Source organism: Hydrogenophaga sp. T66 (assembly GCF_057219855.1).
Genome location: NZ_JBXVVX010000001.1, coordinates 102,501 through 124,277 on the forward strand (window position 1 = coordinate 102,501; position 21,777 = coordinate 124,277).

Sequence of the window (21,777 nt, forward strand, 5' to 3'; positions counted from 1 at the left end):
GATGAGACGTCAAAGTTATAGGGTCAAGTGAATAAGAGCATGTGGTGGATGCCTTGGCGATGATAGGCGACGAAGGACGTGATAGCCTGCGATAAGCTTCGGGGAGCTGGCAAATGAGCTTTGATCCGGAGATTTCCGAATGGGGAAACCCACCGAAAGGTATCGTTATCTGAATACATAGGATAACGAGGCGAACCGGGTGAACTGAAACATCTCAGTAGCTCGAGGAAAAGACATCAACCGAGATTCCGAAAGTAGTGGCGAGCGAAATCGGAGAAGCCTGCAAGTGATAGCACAAGACTTAACGGAACGTTCTGGAAAGGGCGGCCATAGTGGGTGATAGCCCCGTACGTGAAAAGACCTGTGTGGTACTGAGCTTGCGAAAAGTAGGGCGGGACACGTGAAATCCTGTCTGAAGATGGGGGGACCATCCTCCAAGGCTAAATACTCATCATCGACCGATAGTGAACAAGTACCGTGAGGGAAAGGCGAAAAGAACCCCGGGAGGGGAGTGAAATAGATCCTGAAACCGCATGCTTACAAAAAGTCGGAGCCCGCAAGGGTGACGGCGTACCTTTTGTATAATGGGTCAGCGACTTACATTCAGTGGCAAGCTTAACCGAGTAGGGAAGGCGCAGGGAAACCGAGTCCGAATAGGGCGATTCAGTCGCTGGGTGTAGACCCGAAACCAGGTGATCTATCCATGGCCAGGATGAAGGTGCCGTAACAGGTACTGGAGGTCCGAACCGACTAGTGTTGCAAAACTAGCGGATGAGCTGTGGATAGGGGTGAAAGGCTAAACAAACCTGGAAATAGCTGGTTCTCTCCGAAAACTATTTAGGTAGTGCCTCGCGTATTACCTTCGGGGGTAGAGCACTGTTTTGGCTAGGGGGTCATGGCGACTTACCAAACCAAGGCAAACTCCGAATACCGAAGAGTACAGCGCGGGAGACAGAGCACCGGGTGCTAACGTCCGGACTCAAGAGGGAAACAACCCAGACCGCCAGCTAAGGTCCCTAAAATTGGCTAAGTGGGAAACGAAGTGGGAAGGCTAAAACAGTCAGGATGTTGGCTTAGAAGCAGCCATCATTTAAAGAAAGCGTAATAGCTCACTGATCGAGTCGTCCTGCGCGGAAGATGTAACGGGGCTAAGCCAGTTACCGAAGCTGCGGATTCGCCAGCAATGGCGAGTGGTAGGAGAGCGTTCTGTAAGCCTGTGAAGGTGGCTTGTAAAGGCTGCTGGAGGTATCAGAAGTGCGAATGCTGACATGAGTAGCGTTAAAGCGGGTGAAAAGCCCGCTCGCCGTAAGCGCAAGGTTTCCTACGCAACGTTCATCGGCGTAGGGTGAGTCGGCCCCTAAGGCGAGGCAGAGATGCGTAGCTGATGGGAAACAGGTCAATATTCCTGTACCGATTGCAAGTGCGATGTGGGGACGGATCTTAATAGGTGATCCGGGTGTTGGATGTCCCGGTTTAGGCAGAAGTAGGCGAGCGTCAGGCAAATCCGGCGCTCATATACCGAGGCTGCCGATCGAGCGAGCTTGCTCGCGAAGTCACTGAACGAGGTCCCAGGAAAAGCCACTAAGCTTCAGCTTGCAATTGACCGTACCGCAAACCGACACTGGTGCGCGAGATGAGTATTCTAAGGCGCTTGAGAGAACTCGGGAGAAGGAACTCGGCAAATTGACACCGTAACTTCGGAAGAAGGTGTGCCCTAGTAGTGTGTAGTGAACAACGAAGCACGAATGGGTTGCAAAAAATAGGTGGCTGCGACTGTTTATTAAAAACACAGCACTCTGCAAACACGAAAGTGGACGTATAGGGTGTGACGCCTGCCCGGTGCTGGAAGATTAATTGATGGGGTGCAAGCTCTTGATCGAAGTCCCAGTAAACGGCGGCCGTAACTATAACGGTCCTAAGGTAGCGAAATTCCTTGTCGGGTAAGTTCCGACCTGCACGAATGGCGTAACGATGGCCACACTGTCTCCTCCCGAGACTCAGCGAAGTTGAAATGTTTGTGATGATGCAATCTCCCCGCGGAAAGACGGAAAGACCCCATGAACCTTTACTGTAGCTTTGTATTGGACTTTGAACAGATCTGTGTAGGATAGGTGGGAGGCTTTGAAGCCCGGTCGCTAGATCGGGTGGAGCCGACGTTGAAATACCACCCTGGTGTGTTTGAGGTTCTAACCTAGGTCCATCATCTGGATCGGGGACAGTGCATGGTAGGCAGTTTGACTGGGGCGGTCTCCTCCCAAAGCGTAACGGAGGAGTTCGAAGGTACGCTAGGTACGGTCGGACATCGTGCTAATAGTGCAATGGCATAAGCGTGCTTAACTGCGAGACTGACAAGTCGAGCAGATGCGAAAGCAGGACATAGTGATCCGGTGGTTCTGTATGGAAGGGCCATCGCTCAACGGATAAAAGGTACTCTGGGGATAACAGGCTGATACCGCCCAAGAGTTCATATCGACGGCGGTGTTTGGCACCTCGATGTCGGCTCATCTCATCCTGGGGCTGTAGCCGGTCCCAAGGGTATGGCTGTTCGCCATTTAAAGAGGTACGTGAGCTGGGTTTAAAACGTCGTGAGACAGTTTGGTCCCTATCTTCCGTGGGCGCTGCAGATTTGAGGAAGCCTGCTCCTAGTACGAGAGGACCGGAGTGGACGCACCTCTGGTGTACCGGTTGTCACGCCAGTGGCATTGCCGGGTAGCTAAGTGCGGAAGAGATAACCGCTGAAAGCATCTAAGCGGGAAACTCGTTCCAAGATGAGATCTGCCGGGGCCTTGAGCCCCCTGAAGGGTCGTCGTAGACCACGACGTTGATAGGCTGGGTGTGGAAGCGCAGCAATGCGTTAAGCTAACCAGTACTAATTGCCCGTGCGGCTTGACCCTATAACTTTGACCAACCGTCAAAGAACAAGACAAATGTCTGTGATCCATGCCAATGCGTTGGCAGCACATCAAAATTGAGCGCTGATTGACCCGAAAAGGTCTCGACTCTGTGAATTCGCTGTCCAGCGTGTGCTGGATAGCAACCCCTTATGCCTGACGACCATAGCGAGGTGGTCCCACTCCTTCCCATCCCGAACAGGACAGTGAAACGCCTTTGCGCCGATGATAGTGCGGTCTCCCGTGTGAAAGTAGGTCATCGTCAGGCTCTTACAGCCCCCAACACCCCTCGTCAGGCAACTGGCGAGGGGTTTGGTTTTTGGGGCGACCGTTTTGCAAAGTGTGGGAGTGGCTGGCACGGCGTCGGTCTCATCGACGCGGCAGCGGCGAGAAGTCCGGGTGCGACGCGCCATTGGGAAGCCATCGCCGGTGCAGCTGGCCATGCTTTTGTGCAACCAGGTCACGCCCGATCTGTCGTGTCCTGTCGTGTGGTGGCACGCCATGCTGTGCCGGGCGGGGTTTATCCCCTGTGGACCGGTAGAACCCAACGCTCGGTCAACCGATGGGGCTGTTAGGCGTTCACGATGTCGCCGCCGTGTCGGGCAAGAGCGCCGCTTTGGACCAGGTCATTGACGACGCGGGTGAGCAGTTCAGTTCTGTCCTCGCTCGGGCCCGCCACGAGGCCAAAGTAGGGTGTCTTGAGGAACCACGCGACCAGTTGCTCCTCTGGAGCGCGTTGCCATTCCAGCAGCTTGAATTTGATGAGCACCTTCAGGGCGTGCCAGCGGTGGCGCTCTGGGTGTTGTTGAAATTGAGCCAGGCGCCGACGCGCACGCGCGAGGGCATCGGGGAGGTCGGCGAAGGTGCGACCGTGCCCTGGGATCACCCAACGGGGTGAGAGCCGTTCAATCAGATCGAGGGTTTCGGCCACTTCCGAGAACGCGTCGATGCCTTCGAGCTCGGGAAAGACGATGCCGAAACCGTTTTCCCACAGGGCATCGGCCGACAGAAGCACCCCATGGTCCGGCTGTAACAGGATCAGGCTGTGCGGATCGTGGCCTCGCGCGGCGAGCGCTTCCCAGCGCCAGTCTCCCAGAACGATGCATTCGCCGGGATGAAGCACCCGCTGCGCCGAAAAACGCGGGCATTGCTGACCGGTGGTCTCGTGGGTCAGGGCGACCGCGTCCCAACGGGCGACGGCGTCGGCCTGGCCGGGCGGGATGACGATGGAGGCATCGGCGAAATGGGCCTGCAAAGCCGCATTGCCGCCGCAATGGTCGCTGTGGAGGTGGGTGTTGACGATGTGGCGCAATCGGCGCTCGTCGATGGCCTGGGCCACCAGGGCCACGGTCTGTGGCGCGTGCGTCGCGTAGCCGGTGTCGACCACGTCGGCCACTTCGGCGCCGACCAGCACCACGTTGTTCGACGACAACCAACCGCGTTCCAGCACGTGCAGCCCGAGCGCCTGAGCCACCGGGAGAAAATCCGCCGCTGCGCCAGCGGTTGAAAGAGAAGCCATGATGAGATGCTAGCCGGGGCGAGCCTGGGACACGGTCACCTGGGCGCGTGCAGGGCTTCGTGCCACGCCCGATCCAGCCGCTCCGCCACGTCGGCCTCCGGCGCGCGATCGAGCCAAGCGAGCCACTGGCTCTCGCGTTCTTGGATCGCCCGCAGGAAGGGGCCGGCATCGCCGAGCGCGGCGAAGGCGTCGAAGCCCACTTCGAGAAATTGCTGCAACGCGTCAAGCCCCGCGGCGCGGGCCGGCTGGCGCATCATGCGCAGCGCCAGGCGCAGCGACTTGCTGCGGGTCAGGCGCTCAAGTTCCCGGCCGAGCGCCTGCACCACGGCCAGTTGCCGACGCCGATCGTCTTCGGCGCACAACCGCCGCCATGCCCGCACATACCGCTCGCCCTCGCCCGATGAGGGTTCGACCGCCAGCCACGCGCGTGCGAGAGACGCGTCGAGGGTCTCGGTGAGGGCGTGAAGTTCCGCCAGATCGACGGCCACCTGCGACACAGCGGCGGGGAACATGGTCTCGATGGCCCCAGCGATGCGCCCGAACTGGGCGTCGCGATCGGCGAAATCGCGCGCGCCGTACAGCTCATCGAGAAAAAATCGGACGGCGGGGGCGGTGCGCGGCGCCCGCAGCAGATCGGCATAGGTGACGCGGAAGCGTTCCGCCTGTCGCCGCTTGAGATGCTGCACCGTCGTGGCGACTCCCGCGGCGTCGGCCTGCGCGCGCAAGGCCGTGACCCGGGCCAGATGGCCGCGAATGCGGGCAGCGGGGGACAGGTCCGTCGGCATATGCCCAGTCTAGCGCCGAGCCCGCGGGGCGTGCGACGATCGGACGATGCACCCGGACCCCCGTCACGCCCCACGGCACCACACCGCGCCTCCCGCGCCCCCCGCGCCCTATCCGGCCAGCCCCGATCCGCGGGCCCTTCCTCTGCCGTCCGCCTCGGCCGTGGCCCGCTTGCAGGCGGCCGCGGTCGTCGGCAGCCTCGTGCTGACCACGGCGGTCCTCGTGGCCTGGCCGGGCGCCCCGGGAATCGCCGTGGTGGCGATCCTGATGGGCTTGCAGCCTGCCGCGCTCGCCCTCGAGCAGGCGCTGGCCGCGCGGGTGCACGGCGACGACCCGGCGCCTCGCCCCAGCGCGGCGCAGCGGTGTCGGGCCTGGTGGCGGGAGGCCGTGGCTGCCACGCGGGTGTTTGGTTGGGACCAGCCCTTTCGATGGCGCGCCGAGCCCGACGTCGTCCCGACGGGCGACGGAAGCCGCGCGCCGGTGTTGCTGGTCCACGGCTACCTCTGCAACCGCGGCTTCTGGCGGCCCTGGCTGCGTGCCCTGCGCGCCCAAGGTCGGCCCGTCGTGGCCCTGAACCTGGAGCCTGTGTTCACGTCGATCGACGACTACGCGCCCGTGATTGAACGGGGCGTGGCGCAGCTGGAGGCCCTCACCGGCCGCCGGCCCGTGGTCGTCGCGCACAGCATGGGCGGCCTCGCCGTCCGGGCCTGGATGGACGCCACGCCGGGCGGGCGCGCGCGGGTGGCGCGGGTCATCACCCTGGGCAGTCCGCACCGCGGCACCTGGCTGGCCAGGCTGGGCAACCAGCCCAACGCCCGGCAGATGCGCCCCGGCAGCGACTGGCTGCAAGCGCTCGCGCAGCGCGAGCCGCCCCGGGCGTTTGACGGCTGGGTGTGCTGGTACTCGTCCACCGACAACGTGGTGTTCCCTCCGTCCACCGCCACGCTCCCCGGCGCCGACAACCGCCACGTGGCGGCCGCGGGGCACGTCGATCTGGCGTTTCAGCCCAGCGTGATGGCCGCGTCGCTGGCCGTGATCGCGTCGGCGGACAACTCGCCCTGAGCGCGCACCGCGGCGTAGAGCGGCGCGAAATCGGGCGCGGTGAGGTCGAACAGCTGCTGGAAGCTGTCGATGACGAAGTAGGTGGCCTGGTAGTCGTCGATCTTGTAGCGCGTGCGCATGCAGCGCAGCAGGTCCAGGCGCAGGCGACGCGCGCGCGGGCTGGTCACGCTGTGGCGCAGCTCGCCGCTGCTGCTCAGGATCCCGGCCCCGTACGCCCGCAGGCCTTGCGGCTCGCGAATCAGGCCGAACTCGATCGTGTACCAGTACAGGCGCGACAGCAGCTCACCCGCACCCAGGTGGTGGGCCTTGATGCCGCCCTGGCCGTAGCGCTGCACATAGTCGGCAAACACCGGGTTGAACAACAGCGGCACATGCCCGAACAGGTCGTGAAACACATCGGGCTCGACCACGTAGTCGAACTCGGCCGGCGTGCGGATCCAGTCGGTCACCGGAAAGCGACGCTGCGCCAGCAGTTCGAAAAACGGCAGCTCGGGGATCAGGCCGGGCACGGCGACGATCTCCCAGCCGGTGGCCGGCTTCAGGCGCGCGTTGATGTCGTCAAAGCGCGGGATGCGGTCGTGCACACCGAGCGCCGGCAAGGCGTCGATGAAGGCCTGGGACGCGAGGTCGGGCAGCAGCGCGCGCTGACGCTCGAACAACCGCCGGTAGGTGTCGTGGTCGGTCTCGGTGTAGGCTGTCCAGCGCTGTTCGCAGGTGTAGTCATCGCGGGCGCGCGCGTAGTCGCCGCGCGGCGGGCGCTCGCTGGCGCCGTACACCACAGGTTCAACGGCCATGGCCGGGCACCTCAGGCCTTCAGCACGCCGCGGCGCACCTGATCAAGCTCCATGGTTTCAAACAGGGCCTTGAAGTTGCCCTCGCCAAAACCCTGATTGCCTTTGCGCTGGATGAACTCGAAGAAGATCGGCCCGAGCTGGTTCTCGCTGAAGATCTGCAGCAGCAGTTCGCCGGGCTGGCCATCGACGAGGATGTGGCGCTGCCTGAGACCCTCGATGTCTTCGGCCAGGTCCGGAATGCGCCGCGGCAGCAGCTCGTAGTAGGTGTCGCTCGTGGTGAGCAGCTTCACGCCGGCAAGCTGCAGCGCGTCCACCGTGTCATATAGGTTGGTGGAGCCCATGGCGATGTGCTGAATGCCCTCGCCGTGGTAGCGGTCCAGGTACTCCTGGATCTGACCGGCCTTCTCGTTGCCCTCTTCGTTGATCGGGATGCGGATCTTGCCGCAGGGGCTCGTCATGGCCTTGCTCTTCACGCCGGTGGCCTGGCCCTCGATGTCGAAGTAGCGCACCTCGCGGAAGTTGAACAGGCGCTCGTAAAAGTCGGCCCACTCGGCCATGCGGCCGCGGTGCACGTTGTGTGTCAGGTGGTCGATGTAGGTCAGGCCGTGGCCGACCGGGTTGAGTTCGGCGCCGGGCAGGGGCTCGAAGTCGACGTCGTAGAAACCGATGTTGCCGATCTCGCCGTCCTTGGCCCCGTTCTTCCCGCGCCAGCGGTCGATGAAATAAATGATCGAGTCGCCGATGCCCTTGATGGCGGGGATGTTCAGCTCGCCCGGGCCGGCCTGCCCGGCGTAGCCCCAGGCGCCCAGCGAGATCGCGCGTTCGTAGGCCGCCTTGGCGTCTTTCACCCGAAACGCGATGGCGCACACGCTCGGCCCGTGCAGGCGGGCGAAACGCTGCGCGAAGCTGTCCGGCTCGGCGTTGATGATGAAGTTGATCTCGCCCTGCCGGTACAGCGTCACGGCCTTGCGGCGGTGGCGGGCGATGGCCTTGAAGCCCATGCGCTCGAACAGCGCGCCCATGGCCACCGGGTCCGGCGCGGCGTATTCGATGAATTCGAAGCCGTCGGTCCCCATCGGGTTGTCCCAGCCGGTAAAGCCGGCGGTGGTGGCGGAAGCGGGCAGCGCAGCGTTCATGGCGGGTCTCCAGCGGGGGGATCGCGCCACTGTATCGGCGCGCGCCGTCATGATTCCGGCGTTTCAAGGCTTTGTACGCCACCGAAACGCAGAAATCCTGCAAACTAGCGGGCATGGACGCCTTGGACAAGCTCGATCGGGCCATTCTGCGCACGCTGCAGGACGACGGCCGCGCCACCTACGACCAGATTGCCGACCGGGTCGGCCTGTCGCCCAGCGCGGTGCTGCGCCGGGTGCGACGTCTGGAAGACGCGGGCGTGATCGCGCGCTACGTGGCGCTGGTGCGGCCCGAAGCCGTGGGGCTCGGCCTCACGGCGCACGTCAGCGTGCGGCTGGAGAAACACGCCGGCAGCGCCAAGCGCCACCCGATGGACGAGTTTCGGGCCAGCGTGATGGCCTGGCCGGAGGTGGTGGAGTGCGCCGCGCTCACCGGCGAGATGGATTTCCAGCTGCGGCTGGTGGTGGCCGACATGGCGGCTTATTCCCGCTTCATGATGGACACGCTGCTCAAGCACCCCAGCGTGCAGGACTGCCAGACCAGTTTCGTGATGGACCGGGTGAAAAACACCACGGCGCTGCCCCTCTGACCGACGGACGGCGGGGGTTTTAGGGAGCACTCCCCGCCCGAATATCCGGGAAAACCCGTAGAGTGCATCCATGACCGATACCCCCGTACCCGTTCCTCCCGTGTCGCCAGACACGCCGGTGGTGCCGGTGCGTCCGCTGCACGCCGGCCACCGGCGCGCCATCACGCGCCACCTGCTGGCGCTGCCGGCCCACGACCGTTACCTGCGCTTCGGCTACGCCGCCAGCGACGAGCAGGTGAGGCGCTATGTGGAGCAGCTGGATTTCGACCGCGACGAGCTGTTGGGCATCTTCAACCGCCGGCTCGAACTCATCGCGCTGGCCCACCTCGCCTTCGCTGCCGACCGCGCGCTCAACACCTGCGCGGAGTTCGGCGTGTCGGTGGCCGCCAGCGTGCGGGGCCGCGGTTACGGCTCGCTGCTGTTTGAGCGCGCCGTGATCAAGGCGCGCAACGAAGGCGTGAGCCAGCTGTTCATCCACGCGCTGTCGGAAAACACGGCCATGCTGAAGATCGCCCGCCGCGCCGGCGCCACGCTGGAGCGCGCCGGCAGCGAGACCGAAGCCCACCTGCGCCTGCCGCCGGCCGATTTCGACTCGCGCGTGACCGAGCTGCTCAACGAGCAGGTGGCCATCACCGACTACCACCTCAAAGCCCAGGCCAAGCAGTTCTGGCAGGCGCTCGCGCTGCTGCAGGACATCCGCCGCGGCGTGCGCGAAGCCCGGCAGCGCGCCCGCGGCTGAAGCCACCGGCCCGCCCGGCCATCGGGCGGGGCGGCGCGGCGCCGACACGGGGTTGGGGTATCCTTCCCCGCTGTCTTAACAACCCCCGTACCCTTCGTGGCCGATCAACCCCCCAGTAGCGGGCCGCAGCGCAGCCTGCGGCACGTCGACAAGCGCGGTTTTCTCCAGAAACTCGCCGAGTTCCTCCACCCCGGGCCGGACTCAAAAGACGAACTGATCGAAACCCTGGCCGAGGCCGAGGACAACGACATCATCAACGCCGAATCGCGGGTGATGCTCGAGGGGGTGATCCGCATCGCCGACATGACGGCCGGCGATGTGATGGTGGCCGCGCCCCGCATGGATGTGCTCAACATCGACGCGCCTTTCGACGAGCTGCTGCATCTGGTGATCGACACCGGCCACTCGCGTTTCCCGGTGTACGAGGGCGAGCGGGAAAACATCATCGGCATCTTGCTGGCCAAAGACCTGCTCAAGCTGCAGCGCGCCCCGGAGCTCAACATCCGCGCGCTGCTGCGTCCGGCCACCTTCGTGCCCGAGAGCAAAGGCCTGAACGACCTGTTGCGCGAGTTCCGTGGCAACCGCAACCACCTGGCCATCGTCATCGATGAGTTTGGCCGCGTGGCCGGGCTGATCACCATCGAAGACGTGCTGGAAGAGATCGTCGGCGAAATCGAAGACGAGTTCGACGTTGCCGAAGACGACGGCGACATCTTTGCCCTGGCCGACAAAACCTGGCGGGTGAGCGGCGACACGCCGATCGAGCGCATCAACGAGTCGTTCGGCCTGCACCTCCCCGAGGACGACTTCGACACCATCGGCGGCTGGATCGCCCACACGCTGGGCCGCGTGCCGCGCCGCGGTGAACACCTCGACGCCGAGGGCCTGCGTTTCCTGGTGCTGCACACCAAGGGCGGCGCGGTGAAGTGGTTCAAGGTGATGCCGGTGCCGGAAGAGGCCTGACGCCGCATCCGCCGTTCGATCCCTGACCCCGCCCGGACGCGACCCCATGCGCAGCCTCTTCGATTCGCTGCACACACCCTCGAGCTTCAACCCGATGAGCCGGCGCCCGCCCGGGCGCCGCGGGCGCGGTCTGGGGCTGGGCTGGCTGCTGTGGTGCGCGCTGGCCGGGCTGGCCCAGGCCGCTTCGCTGGCGTGGCCGCTGCCGTGGCCGGTGGCCGGGCTCGTGCCGGGCGAGCCCAGCGGTGCGCTGCAAATCGCCTCGCTCGCCGCTTTCCTGTTGGCCCTGATGACCGCGCCGCGCGTGGGGGCGGCCGCGCTGCGCGGCTGGGTGTTCGCCACCGCCTGGCTGGCCGGCACCTTCTGGTGGCTGTTCATCTCCATGCACACCTACGGCGGCCTCGCGCCATGGCTGGCGGTGGTCGCGGTCGGTGCGCTGGCGGGCGCGCTGGCGCTGTACTACGCCCTGGCCGCGGGCCTGCTGGCGGCGCTGGCGCCCGCCTCGCGAGCCGGCCAGGCCCTGATGTTCGCCGCGCTCTGGACGCTGGCCGAGCTGGCGCGCGGCGTGTTGTTCACCGGCTTCCCCTGGGGCGCCGGTGGCTACGCGCAGGTGGACCTGATGCCGGCCTGGGCGCCTTGGGTGGGGGTCTATGGCATGGGTTTCGTGGCCGCGGTGCTGGCCTATGCCGTGGCTGCTGCCTTGCACGGCGGCGTGGACGCCGTGGCCCGCTGGCTGCTGTCGCCGGTGAGCCGGCCGCCGCGGGCGGGCTCGCGGATCCCGGCGCCGGTGGCCGCCGCCCGGCGTGCGCCGTGGGCAGCGTGGACCCCGTGGTCGCTCGCCCGTGCGGCGGTGTCGGCCGCGGCGCTCGCGGCCCTGCTGCTCACGCTGGGGCCGGCCGAGGGCTGGCGCGCGGCCGGCAGCGCTGCGACCGCGCCGGCCGGCGAGCTGCGCGTGTGGCTGCTGCAGGGCGCGATCCCGCAGGACCAGAAATTCGTCCCGGGCACGGGCGTGGCGCAGGCGCTGGACTGGTATCCCGCGCAGGTGCGTGAGGCGGTGGTGGCGGCGCAGGGCGGCAGCGGACCGCGTCTGGTGGTGGCGCCGGAGACCGCCATTCCGGTGCTGCCGCAGCAGCTCGACGCGCGTTTCTGGACGCCGCTGCTGCAGCCCATCGCCGGCCAGACCGGCGCCGCGCCGGTGGCCTGGATGACGGGCGTGCCCCTGGGGAATGCGCGCGAGGGCTACACGAATGCCGCCTGGGGCATCACGCCCGAGGCGGCGGCCGCCGCGCTGCAGGGCAGCGGGATCGCCGGCGCGGCCTTCCACCGCTACGACAAGCACCACCTCGTCCCGTTTGGGGAATTCATCCCGCCGCTGTTTCGCTGGTTCGTGGCGATGATGAACATCCCGCTGGGCGACTTCAACCGCGGCGCGCTGGGCCAGGCGCCGTGGTCGTGGGCCGGTCAGCGGATCGCGCCCAACATCTGCTACGAAGACCTGTTCGGCGAGGAGCTGGCCGCGGCGTTCGCCGATCCGCGGTCGGCCCCGACCGTGTTGCTCAACCTCAGCAACATCGCCTGGTTCGGCGATTCGGTCGCCATCGACCAGCACCTGCACATCTCGCGCCTGCGTGCCCTGGAGCTGGGCCGGCCCATGCTGCGCGCCACCAACACCGGCGCCACCGCCGTGATCGATCACCGTGGCGTGGTCACCCACCGGCTGCCCAGCCAGCAGCGCGGCCGGCTGGAAGCCACGGTGGCGGGGCGCAGCGGCCTGACCCCCTTCGCCCGCTGGGCCGCGGCGGGCGGCTTGTGGCCGGTGGCGGGGGTGTGTCTGGCGCTGGTGGTGGGGCTGGTGATCGGCCAGCGTGTGGTGGGGCGGCGCGTGCCGGCCCACTTCTGAGGCCCGTATCTGAGGCCCACGCCCTGCGGCTGACGCCCCAGCCGGGGCGTTCGTCATCGCTCGGTGAAGATCCGCGGCCCGGTGCCGCCTACAAGCGGGGTTCCATCGCGAGAACCCGCCATGCAAGCCCTGCCTTTTGACCACCCCTCCCTCGTTCTTGGCCACCTGGTCGATCCGCGCCTGCTGGCCTTGCTGGAGCAGATCCGCAGCCACCAGGGTCGCTGCGACGCGGCCTTGACCCGCATGAATTCGCTGCTGGAGTTGCGCCGCAGCCTGGGCATGACGCTGACCGAGATGGAAGGCCTGCAGGTGCCGATGGACGCCCTGCGCCAGCGCTTGGACGACAGCGGCAAAGCCGTGGGCGAGGCCGCTGCGGCTTACGTGCAGGCGAGGCTGGATTCCGAGCAGCAGGTGCAGGCCCTTCGCGAGCAGATCGCGGCCCTGCCCGACATCGGCTTTGCCCAGACGCCGCTGGACCTCGGCGGCTGCGCGGTGGACTACCACCCGCTGTCGGCCGACTCCCTGCGCATGGACCTGCAGTACTTCTCCTACGGCAGCAACGAGTCGAGCGGCATGGAGGCCATCACCGCCCTGCAGGACACGATTCGCGACAACGTGAAGGACCTGGGCAAGGCCGGCACCGAGGCGGTGAAGACGGCCGGCGAGCAGGTGTCGCGCCAGCGCGCCCGCCACAACCTCGCCGGCACGCTGGTGATCGTGGCCTCGGCCACGCACCGCAAGGTGGCCATGCTCAAGAACCGGGCCTTCGACGCCCAGCGCCTGCTGGATCTCTGGAACCGCGCCCACGGCGAGGCCGGGCACCGCATCGCGCCCGACGATCTCGACGCGCTGTCCCAGCGCGCCCAGCAGACCCCGGCGGCCGGCGACCCCACGCTGGACCTCATCACCGGCGTGACCCTGGGGTCGAGCTTCATCGGCATGGTGCACATCATCAACAGCGAATCGGCCCAGCTCGGGCTCGACCCCGACGAAGAAAAGGCGCTGCAGGAGCAGCTGCGGCTGGGCAGCTGGCTCAACGCCGCGGCCGGCGGCATGGGCGTGGACGACCGGGTGCTGGACCAGGTGCGTGACCTCATCAGCCGCCGCACCGTCTCCACCCACGCCAACCTGATCGCGCTGGGCGTGTTGCCGGAACTCACCAGCGCCCAGGCGCAGAAGAGCGTGTCGCAGGCCCTGAGCGCGCACAACCGGTCCTACCTGCCCTCCGATCCCGGCGGGAAGAGCACGATGGGTTCCGTGGCGCAGGACGGAACGCGGCTGCGGGCGCAGGCGGGGATGCACGGGCAGATGCTCAAGGACGCCATCGAGGGCCTCGGCAAGATCGATCAGGCCGCGAACAAGACGGTGGACCTGCACACCCTCATGGTGGCGTTTGACAGCTATCTGCAGCAGATCCGCGAAGAGAAGACCACGGGCGGCATGCCCACCGGCTTCCTGCTGCACCGCATCGGCGCGGCCGAGGTGGCGCGGCTGTGGATCGACGGCCGCGCGGCCCCCAAACCAGCCACCCCAACCACGCCGTCCCCGGCCCGCTGAGCCGCGGCGAGTGGCCCGGCGCGGGCGCATTCGCGGGGGCGCGCCGTAAAATCCGCCGCTCGGGCGCCGCGCGGCGTGGTGCCCCGGTACCCCGATTCCGCCCTCTGCCGCCCGCCCCCCGGGCGCGGCGGCCCGCGCCATGTTGACCTTCCAGCAAATCATCCTCACCCTGCAGTCCTACTGGGACCGGCAGGGTTGTGCCCTCCTGCAGCCCTACGACATGGAGGTCGGCGCCGGCACCAGCCACACCGCCACCTTCCTGCGCGCCATCGGCCCCGAGCCGTGGAAGGCTGCTTACGTGCAGCCCAGCCGTCGCCCCAAGGACGGCCGCTATGGCGAGAACCCCAACCGCCTGCAGCACTACTACCAGTACCAGGTGGTGCTCAAGCCCGCGCCGGCGAACATCCTGGAGCTCTACCTCGGCTCGCTGGAGGCGCTGGGCTTCGACCTCAAGAAGAACGACATCCGCTTCGTCGAAGACGACTGGGAGAACCCCACGCTGGGCGCCTGGGGCCTGGGCTGGGAGGTCTGGCTCAACGGCATGGAAGTCACCCAGTTCACCTACTTCCAGCAGGTCGGCGGCATCGACTGCAAGCCCGCCACCGGCGAGATCACCTACGGCCTGGAGCGTCTGGCCATGTACCTGCAGGGTGTGGACAACGTCTACAACCTGACCTGGACCGACGGCCTCACCTACGGCGATGTCTACAAACAGAACGAGGTCGAGCAGTCCACCTACAACTTCGAGCACAGCGACGCCGACTTCCTGTTCACCGCCTTCGCCGCGCACGAAAAGCAGGCCAAGCACCTGATGGGCGAGCAGCTCGCGCTGCCGGCCTACGAGCAGGTGCTCAAGTGCGCGCACAGCTTCAACCTGCTGGACGCGCGCGGCGCCATCAGCGTCACCGAGCGCGCCGCCTACATCGGGCGCATCCGCAACCTCGCGCGCAGCGTGGCCCAGAGCTACTACGAGAGCCGCGAGCGCCTGGGCTTCCCCATGGCGCCGCGCGAGTGGGTGGCCCAGATCGACAAGAAGGCCGCGTGAAAAGGGCACCACAACAATGACCGCACAGAACCTGCTCGTTGAACTGTTCGTCGAGGAACTGCCGCCCAAGGCGCTCAAGAAGCTGGGCGACGCGTTCGCCACCGTCCTGGCCAACAGCCTCAAGGCCCAGGGCCTCGCCCCGGCCGATGCCGCCGTCACCGCCTTCGCGTCGCCGCGCCGCCTGGGCGCCCACGTGGCCGGCGTGCTCGGCCGCGCGGCCGACAAGCCCGTCTCGCAAAAACTCATGCCCGTGGCCGTGGGGCTGGACGCCAGTGGCCAGCCCACGCCTGCGCTGCTCAAGCGCCTGGGTGCGCTGGGGGCCGACGCGTCCGCCGTGGCCGGCCTGCGCCGCGCCATGGACGGCAAGGCCGAGGCGCTGTTTTTCGACAGCGTGGCGCCCGGCGCCGAGCTCGCGGCCGGCCTGCAGAAAGCGCTCGATGACGCCATCGCGCAACTGCCGATTCCCAAGGTCATGACCTACCAGCTCGAATCGGGCTGCGCGCTGCCCGGCTGGGACAGCGTGCAGTTCGTGCGGCCGGCGCACGGCCTGGTCGCGCTGCACGGCGACCGCGTGGTGCCGGTGAGCGCGCTTGGCCTCGTGGCCGGCCAGACCACCCACGGCCACCGCTTCGAAGCCGTGGTCGACCCGGTGGTCATCCCGCACGCCGACGCCTACGCCGACACCCTGGCGCGCGACGGCGCGGTGATCGCTTCGTTCGCCGAGCGCCGCGCCGAGATCGCGCGCCAGCTCGCGGCCCGGGCGGCAGAGGTGGGCGGCGGCTGCCGGCCCATCGAGGACGATGCCCTGCTCGACGAGGTGACCGCGCTGGTCGAGCGCCCCAATGTGCTGGTCTGCGCGTTCGAAAAGCAGTTTCTCGACGTGCCGCCCGAGTGCCTCATCCTCACGATGAAGGCCAACCAGAAATACTTTCCGCTGCTCGACGCGCAGGGCCGGCTCACGAACCAGTTCCTGGTCGTCAGCAACATCCGCCCCGCCGACGCCAGCGCCGTGATCGGCGGCAACGAGCGCGTCGTGCGCCCGCGCCTGGCCGACGCCAAGTTCTTCTTCGACCAGGACCGCAAGAAGACGCTCGAGTCCCGCGTCGCGGGCCTGGGCAAGGTGGTATATCACAACCAGCTCGGCACGCAGGGCGAGCGGGTGGAGCGCGTGCGCGCCATCGCCCGTGCGATCGGTCAGCAGCTCGGCGGCGATGTGCTCGCCCAGCAAGCCGATACCGCCGCGCGCCTCGCCAAGACCGACCTGCTCACCGACATGGTGGGCGAGTTCCCCGAGCTGCAGGGCATCATGGGCGGCTACTACGCCCGCCACGACGGCCTGAGCGAAGCCATCGCCTTCGCCTGCGAAGACCACTACAAGCCGCGCTTCGCCGGCGACGCGCTGCCGCGCAACGCCGTGGGCACGGTGGTGGCGCTGGCCGACAAGCTCGAAACGCTGGTCGGCATGTTCGGCATCGGCAACCTGCCCACCGGCGACAAGGACCCGTTCGCGTTGCGGCGCCACGCGCTGGGGGTGGTGCGCATGTTGATCGAGCTAGCGCTGCCCTTGGAGCTGCCCGCACTGCTCGCGGCCGCCACGCCCGCGTTTGGCGCGCTCATCCAGGACCCGAGCCGGCCCCTTGCCGACTTCATCTACGACCGTCTCGCCGGCAGCCTGCGCGAACAGGGATTCAGCGCGCAGGAGATCGACGCCGTGCTGGCGTTGCGCCCGGCGCGCCTGAGCGACGTGGCCGCGCGCCTGGCCGCCGTCCGCGCCTTCGCCGCGCTGCCCGAAGCGCCCGCGCTGGCCGCCGCCAACAAGCGCATCGGCAACATCCTCAAGAAGTCCGAGGGCGTGGGCGAATCGGTGCACGCTGCGCTGCTGAAGGAGCCGGCTGAGCAGGCCCTGTACGCCGCCATGCAGGCCACCGTGCCCGCCGCCGACGCGAAGTTCGAGGCCGGTGACTTCACCGCCAGCCTGCAGGCCCTGGCCGCGCTGCGCACCCCGGTCGACGCGTTCTTCGACGGCGTGATGGTCAACGCCGACGATCCCGCCCTCAAGGCCAACCGCCTGGCGCTGCTGCAGCAGCTGCACCGCGCGATGAACCGCGTGGCCGACTTGTCCCGGCTGGCGCAATGACCCCGACCGCGCCGCGCGCCACGGCGCGGTTACCCCTCCGCCGGAGCCCGCCATGAAGCTGCTCATCCTCGACCGCGACGGCACCCTCAACCAGGGGCGCGACGACAAGGTGGCGTCGCCGAACGAGTGGGAGCCGCTGCCCGGCGCGCTGGAGGCGGTGGCCCGCCTCAATCACGGCGGTTGGCGCGTGGTGGTCGCCACCAACCAGTCCGGCATCGGACGCGGGTTGTTCGACATGGCGTCGATGAACGCGGTGCACGCCAAGATGCAGCGTCAGCTCGCGGCGGTGGGCGGTCGTGTCGAGGCCGTGTTCTTCTGCCCCCACGCGCCGGAAGACGCCTGCGACTGCCGCAAGCCGGCGCCGGGCTTGTTCCGTCAGATCGGTGCCCGCTTTGGCGTGCCGCTGGCGGACGTGCCGGCGGCCGGCAATGCGCTGCGCCATGTGCAGGCAGCGGCCGCCGCTGGCTGCCCGACCCACCTGCTGCTCACCGGCCAGTCGGCCGCGTTGCGCGACCCCTTGCTGCCCCGCCCCGACTTGCCCGCCGGCACCCGCCTGCACACCGACCTCGGCGCGTTCGCCGACTGGCTGCTGGCGCAGCCGGTCGCCCCGCGCCCCTCCGCCCCATGATCCTGCTCCACACCCTGCGCTCCTTCCTGCACCTGCTGTTCATGGCAGTCACGGTGATTCCGTGGGCGCTGGCCGTGCTGGCTGCGGCGCCTTTCCTCAACAGCACGCAGATTTACTGGATGTGCGTGGGTTGGCTGCGCGTGGCCGTGCGCAGCGGCGAGCTGCTGCTGGGCATCCGCAACCGGGTCAGCGGTTTTGAGCACCTGCCGGTGGGCAGCACCGCGCCTGCCATCCTGCTGCTCAAGCACCAGTCCACCTGGGAAACCTTCTGCATGCCCACGCTGATGCCGCACCCGCTGGCCTACGTTTTCAAGAAGGAACTGCTCTACGTGCCTTTCTTCGGCTGGGCGATGGCCAAGATGGACATGATCCACATCGACCGCAGCAAGCGCGCCCAGGCCTTCAACAAGGTCGTCGAACAGGGCCAGCGCCTGCTCGACCAGGGCACCTGGGTGATCATGTTTCCCGAGGGCACGCGCATCCCCCGCGGTCAGCAGGGCACCTACAAGACCGGCGGCACGCGCCTGGCCGTGGCCACCGGCGCGCCGGTGATTCCGATCGCCGTCACGTCGGCGAAATGCTGGCCGCGCAAGGCGCTGATCAAGCGCCCGGGCGTGGTGGATTTTTCCATCGGCCGCCCGATCCCCAGCGCCGGTCGCGACCCCGACGAACTGATGCGAGAGGTCGAGGCCTGGATCGAGGCCGAGATGCGCCGCCTCGACCCCGAGGCGTATCGAACGTGATCACCCCCGCCGCGCCTCGCGCGACCCCCTCCAGCGGGCGACACCCGCGGCCCGGCCGAGCCGGTCCCGCGGTGTGGGCTGGATGGGTCGTGCCCCGCTGCCGCTGAGGTGGGTGTGAAGGCTTTTGTGCAGCTGGCGCTCGACCTGTTCGGCGCGCCCCTGCCCGCGCCGGCTTCCCGCCCTGACCCGTTGCCTGACCCGCTGCCCGGGGCGGCGGCTGCCCCGGACGCCCCACCGGCCCTGCCCCTGCCCGAGGTGTTTCAGCCCACCGCCTGGCACCACCCGCGCGCCAACCGCGTGGTGCGCCTGCGCGGCTGCGAGGTGGGCTATGAGTTTCAGCGCGGCCGCCGCCGCACGATCGGCCTGAGCGTGGGTCCGGAGGGCCTGAGCGTGCGCGCCCCGCGCTGGACGCCGCTGGGCGAGGTGGAGGCCCTGCTGCAGGCGAAGGCGCCGTGGGTGCTGGAGAAGCTGGCGGCCGCCCGCGAGCGCGCCGCGCAGGTGGACCGCTCGCGCGTGGTCTGGGCCGACGGCGCGGACTTCACGCTGCTGGGCGCCCCGGCGCGGGTGATGCTCGATCCGGCACACGGGTTTTCCGGCCGCGGCGCGGCGTTTGACGAGGCCGCGCGCGTGCTGCGCATCGGTCTGCCGCACCACGCCAGCGAAGCCCAGATCCGCGATGCCGCGCAGGCCTGGCTGATGCGCCGGGCGCGGGCGGTGTTCACCGAACGACTGGAGCGTTTTGCGCCGGCGCTGGGCGTGCGCTGGACGAAGCTGTCGCTGTCCAACGCCGCCACCCGCTGGGGCAGCGCCAGCGCCGACGGCCGCATCCGGCTGAACTGGCGGCTCATCCACCTGTCGATGGACATGATCGATTACGTGGTGGTGCACGAGCTGAGCCACCTGCGCCACATGGACCACAGCGCGTCGTTCTGGGCGGTGGTGGCCAGCGTGATGCCCGACCACGCGGAGCGCCGGCGGGCGTTGCGGGCGGCCGCCGTGCCGCTGGCCGACGACGCCTGAGGGCGCCCGCCGACCCGTCAGCCCGTCAGCCCCTCAGTGCACGGCGGCGAAGCGCCAGACGCCGTCGGCGCCCCGCGTGCGCGTGGCCTGACCGGCGTGCCACAGGCGGTTGAGGTGGGCCACCGCCTCGCCCATGGCGAAGGTGGTCTGGTGCAGGTCGAGCGCCCGCGGGAACAGCACGGCCAGCGCCTGGGCGGCGCTGATCGGGCGCTCGGCGCAGGCCGCCAGCAACTCGGCCAGCCGCGCGTCGTGGTGGGCGTGGAGCTGGTCGAGGCGTTCGTGCAGGCCGGTGAAGGGCCGGCCGTGCGAGGGCAGCACCAGCGCGCCGGCCGGCAGCGGGCGGAAGCGGTCGATCGACGCCAGGAACAGGCGCAGGGAATCGGCCTCGGGCTCCTGGTCGTACACGCTCACGTTCGTCGAGATGCGGGGCAACACCATGTCGCCGCTGATCAGCACGCCCAGCGCCTCGCACCACAGCGCCATGTGCTCGGGCGCGTGACCCTGGCCGCTGATGCACTGCCAGTCGTGGGCGCCGATGCGCACCCGCAGGCCGTCGGTCAGGCGCCGGTATTGCGCCGGCACCGCCGGCACCAGACCGGGGTAGTAGCCCGCCCGCGCCTTGATCTTGGCCACGCTCTCCGGGTCGTTGAGCCCGTGGCTGGCGAAGAAGGCCGCGGCCGCTTCGCCGCCGAAACCGGTGGTGCTGTGCGAGCCGATGCGCGCCATCGCGTAGTCGGTGGCGCTGATCCACAGCCGGCAGTCGTGCTCGGGCGTGGTCCAGCGCTCGCAGAGCCAGTGGGCCAGGCCGATGTGGTCGGGGTGCATGTGGGTGACGATCACCCGCAGCACCGGCAGGCCGTCGAGCGCCGTGTCGAACACCCGCTCCCACTGCGCGCGGGCTTCGTCGCGCGCGATGCAGCAGTCCACCACCGTCCAGCCCTCGCGGCCGTCGAGCGTGTCCCGCAGCAACCACAGGTTGATGTGGTCCAGCGCGAACGGCAGCGCCATGCGAACCCAGCGCACGCCCGGTGCCACGTCCAGCGCAGCGCCAGGTTCGGGAAGGCGCTCGCCAAGCGGGTAGTGCAGCCGGGCTTCCAGGGCGTGGCGGGGGTCGTTCATGGCGGGGAACTCGATTAAGATGCGGCCGGCTGACGTTGACGTAAACGTCAATCCCGAGGCATTCTACGGAGCCCGCGCGCCGCGCCCTGTCCGCCACCCGACACCATGGCCACCGCACCCACCTACACCATCAGCGACCTGGCGCGCGAGTTCGACCTCACCACGCGGGCCATCCGCTTCTACGAGGACATGGGCCTGCTGCAGCCGCAGCGCGCCGGCCCGGGCGGGCGCAACCGGGTCTACAGCGCGCGCGACCGCACGCGCCTGAAGCTCACCCTGCGCGCCAAGCGCCTGGGCCTCTCCCTCACCGAGGCCAAGGACATCATCGACATGTACGACAGCCCGCGCGACACCGGTCCGCAGCTGCGCAAGTTCCTGACGGTGCTGGCCGACCACCGCCGGCAGCTCGAAGAGCAGCTGGCCGACCTGATGGCCAATCTCGACGAGGTGAAGGTGCACGAAAAAGAGGCCCGCGCGCTGCTGGCCAAGGTGGAGAAGAAGACCGCCTGAGCGCGGGCGTCGGCGCGCGGCGGCGTCAGACGGCCGGGCCGTGCCACACCGCCTGGCCCTGGCTGGCGTCGTTGATCCGGGCCACCAGCGACGCCACGACGCTCTCGGGCGCGCTGAATGCGAGACGGACACCGGCGTGGCCGTGGTCGGCGGCTTCCAGCGTCGCGCCGTGCTGCGCCAGCTCGCGACGCAGCCAACCTTCCAGCGCGTAGGGCAGGGTGCAGGTCCGCCGGGCCTGCAGCACCAGCGGCACGCGCGCCGCCCCGCGCAGCGCCAGCGCCACCGCATCGGTGTACGCCCGCACCAGCCCGCCCGCGCCCAGCATCACGCCGCCGTAATAACGCACCGCGGTGGCCAGCACGCCCTCGAGCGCCTGGTGGCGCAACACGTCGAGCATCGGGCGGCCCGCGGTGCCGGCGGGTTCGCCGTCGTCCTGCGCCGCCGAGTGGCCGCCGGCCATCAGGGCCCAGCAGACGTGCGTGGCCGCCGGGTGTTCGGCGCGCAGCGCCGCCACCCGCGCCAGCGCCGCCGGCCGGTCGGCCACCGGCTCGACGCGGCCGAGAAAGCGGCTTTTCCTGATCAGCTGCTCGCTGTGCACCGGCGCGGCGAGGGTGAAACGCATGGGCGGAGGTTCAGGGAAATCGCGG

The 21,777-nt window shown here is 68.1% G+C and carries 18 protein-coding genes and 2 rRNA genes; 14 read left to right on the top strand and 6 right to left on the bottom strand.

The annotated features are described in order from the left end of the window. Nucleotides 1-21 precede the first annotated feature (21 nt). Nucleotides 22-2,894: ribosomal RNA gene (locus AC2D80_RS00420) — 23S ribosomal RNA — on the top strand. A gap of 152 nt (nt 2,895-3,046) precedes the next feature. Next, nucleotides 3,047-3,159 (top strand): 5S ribosomal RNA (gene rrf / locus AC2D80_RS00425). Nucleotides 3,160-3,462: 303 nt separating this feature from the next. On the opposite strand, the gene AC2D80_RS00430 is transcribed toward rrf, so the two are convergent. Both AC2D80_RS00430 and AC2D80_RS00435 read right to left on the bottom strand, forming a co-directional pair. Beyond that, nucleotides 3,463-4,410, bottom strand: a complete 948-nt coding sequence (locus tag AC2D80_RS00430; RefSeq protein ID WP_484630998.1) for an MBL fold metallo-hydrolase — start codon at nt 4,408-4,410, stop codon at nt 3,463-3,465. A 35-nt stretch (nt 4,411-4,445) separates the two neighbouring features. After that, nucleotides 4,446-5,195: an FFLEELY motif protein gene (locus AC2D80_RS00435; RefSeq protein ID WP_484630999.1), complete on the bottom strand. Its 750-nt coding sequence runs from the start codon at nt 5,193-5,195 to the stop codon at nt 4,446-4,448. A gap of 160 nt (nt 5,196-5,355) precedes the next feature. On the opposite strand from AC2D80_RS00435, the gene AC2D80_RS00440 reads away from it, so the two are divergent. Next, nucleotides 5,356-6,255, top strand: a complete 900-nt coding sequence (locus tag AC2D80_RS00440; RefSeq protein ID WP_484631000.1) for an esterase/lipase family protein — start codon at nt 5,356-5,358, stop codon at nt 6,253-6,255. Here AC2D80_RS00440 and phhA read toward each other — a convergent pair. Then, nucleotides 6,195-7,049, bottom strand: a complete 855-nt coding sequence (phhA, locus tag AC2D80_RS00445) for a phenylalanine 4-monooxygenase (RefSeq protein WP_484631001.1) — start codon at nt 7,047-7,049, stop codon at nt 6,195-6,197. The two genes, AC2D80_RS00440 and phhA, sit on opposite strands and share 61 nt — an antisense overlap. Nucleotides 7,050-7,060: 11 nt before the next feature. Further along, a complete protein-coding gene (gene hppD, locus AC2D80_RS00450; RefSeq protein ID WP_484631002.1) occupies nt 7,061-8,185 on the bottom strand; it encodes a 4-hydroxyphenylpyruvate dioxygenase in 1,125 nt (374 codons plus the stop codon). A gap of 113 nt (nt 8,186-8,298) precedes the next feature. On the opposite strand from hppD, the gene AC2D80_RS00455 reads away from it, so the two are divergent. From AC2D80_RS00455 to AC2D80_RS00500, 10 genes are all read left to right on the top strand, one after another. Next, nucleotides 8,299-8,772, top strand: coding sequence for an Lrp/AsnC family transcriptional regulator (locus AC2D80_RS00455; protein ID WP_484631003.1), 474 nt, complete (start codon nt 8,299-8,301; stop codon nt 8,770-8,772). 70 nt (nt 8,773-8,842) lie between these two features. Then, nucleotides 8,843-9,511, top strand: coding sequence for a GNAT family N-acetyltransferase (locus tag AC2D80_RS00460; protein WP_484631004.1), 669 nt, complete (start codon nt 8,843-8,845; stop codon nt 9,509-9,511). 96 nt (nt 9,512-9,607) lie between these two features. After that, nucleotides 9,608-10,474, top strand: a complete 867-nt coding sequence (locus AC2D80_RS00465) for an HlyC/CorC family transporter (RefSeq protein ID WP_484631005.1) — start codon at nt 9,608-9,610, stop codon at nt 10,472-10,474. A gap of 94 nt (nt 10,475-10,568) precedes the next feature. Beyond that, nucleotides 10,569-12,371, top strand: a complete 1,803-nt coding sequence (gene lnt / locus AC2D80_RS00470) for an apolipoprotein N-acyltransferase (RefSeq protein WP_484632623.1) — start codon at nt 10,569-10,571, stop codon at nt 12,369-12,371. Between the two features lie 120 nt (nt 12,372-12,491). Continuing rightward, entirely contained in the window at nt 12,492-13,928 is a 1,437-nt protein-coding gene (locus AC2D80_RS00475; protein ID WP_484631006.1) for a hypothetical protein, read from the top strand. Between the two features lie 139 nt (nt 13,929-14,067). Then, nucleotides 14,068-14,973, top strand: a complete 906-nt coding sequence (glyQ, locus tag AC2D80_RS00480) for a glycine--tRNA ligase subunit alpha (RefSeq protein ID WP_484631007.1) — start codon at nt 14,068-14,070, stop codon at nt 14,971-14,973. Between the two features lie 16 nt (nt 14,974-14,989). Continuing rightward, nucleotides 14,990-17,110: a glycine--tRNA ligase subunit beta gene (glyS, locus tag AC2D80_RS00485; RefSeq protein WP_484631008.1), complete on the top strand. Its 2,121-nt coding sequence runs from the start codon at nt 14,990-14,992 to the stop codon at nt 17,108-17,110. Between the two features lie 52 nt (nt 17,111-17,162). Beyond that, complete coding sequence (gene gmhB, locus AC2D80_RS00490) at nt 17,163-17,738, top strand: D-glycero-beta-D-manno-heptose 1,7-bisphosphate 7-phosphatase (protein WP_484631009.1); 576 nt, start codon at nt 17,163-17,165, stop codon at nt 17,736-17,738. After that, nucleotides 17,735-18,481 (top strand): lysophospholipid acyltransferase family protein, encoded by a 747-nt coding sequence (locus tag AC2D80_RS00495; protein ID WP_484631010.1) that lies wholly within the window; start codon nt 17,735-17,737, stop codon nt 18,479-18,481. Before gmhB ends, AC2D80_RS00495 begins: the two co-directional genes overlap by 4 nt. 114 nt (nt 18,482-18,595) lie before the next feature. Continuing rightward, on the top strand, nt 18,596-19,501 hold the full coding sequence (locus tag AC2D80_RS00500; protein ID WP_484631011.1) for a M48 family metallopeptidase: 906 nt from the start codon (nt 18,596-18,598) through the stop codon (nt 19,499-19,501). A 33-nt stretch (nt 19,502-19,534) separates the two neighbouring features. On the opposite strand, the gene AC2D80_RS00505 is transcribed toward AC2D80_RS00500, so the two are convergent. Next, nucleotides 19,535-20,620: an MBL fold metallo-hydrolase gene (locus AC2D80_RS00505; RefSeq protein ID WP_484631012.1), complete on the bottom strand. Its 1,086-nt coding sequence runs from the start codon at nt 20,618-20,620 to the stop codon at nt 19,535-19,537. Between the two features lie 105 nt (nt 20,621-20,725). Between AC2D80_RS00505 and AC2D80_RS00510 the strand changes: the two genes are divergently transcribed. Further along, complete coding sequence (locus tag AC2D80_RS00510; RefSeq protein ID WP_484631013.1) at nt 20,726-21,130, top strand: MerR family transcriptional regulator; 405 nt, start codon at nt 20,726-20,728, stop codon at nt 21,128-21,130. 25 nt (nt 21,131-21,155) lie between these two features. Here AC2D80_RS00510 and AC2D80_RS00515 read toward each other — a convergent pair whose 3' ends face one another. Continuing rightward, the gene (locus AC2D80_RS00515) at nt 21,156-21,752 is read right to left on the bottom strand and encodes an IMPACT family protein (RefSeq protein ID WP_484631014.1); all 597 of its coding nucleotides are present in this window, start codon (nt 21,750-21,752) and stop codon (nt 21,156-21,158) included. Nucleotides 21,753-21,777: the final 25 nt, after the last annotated feature.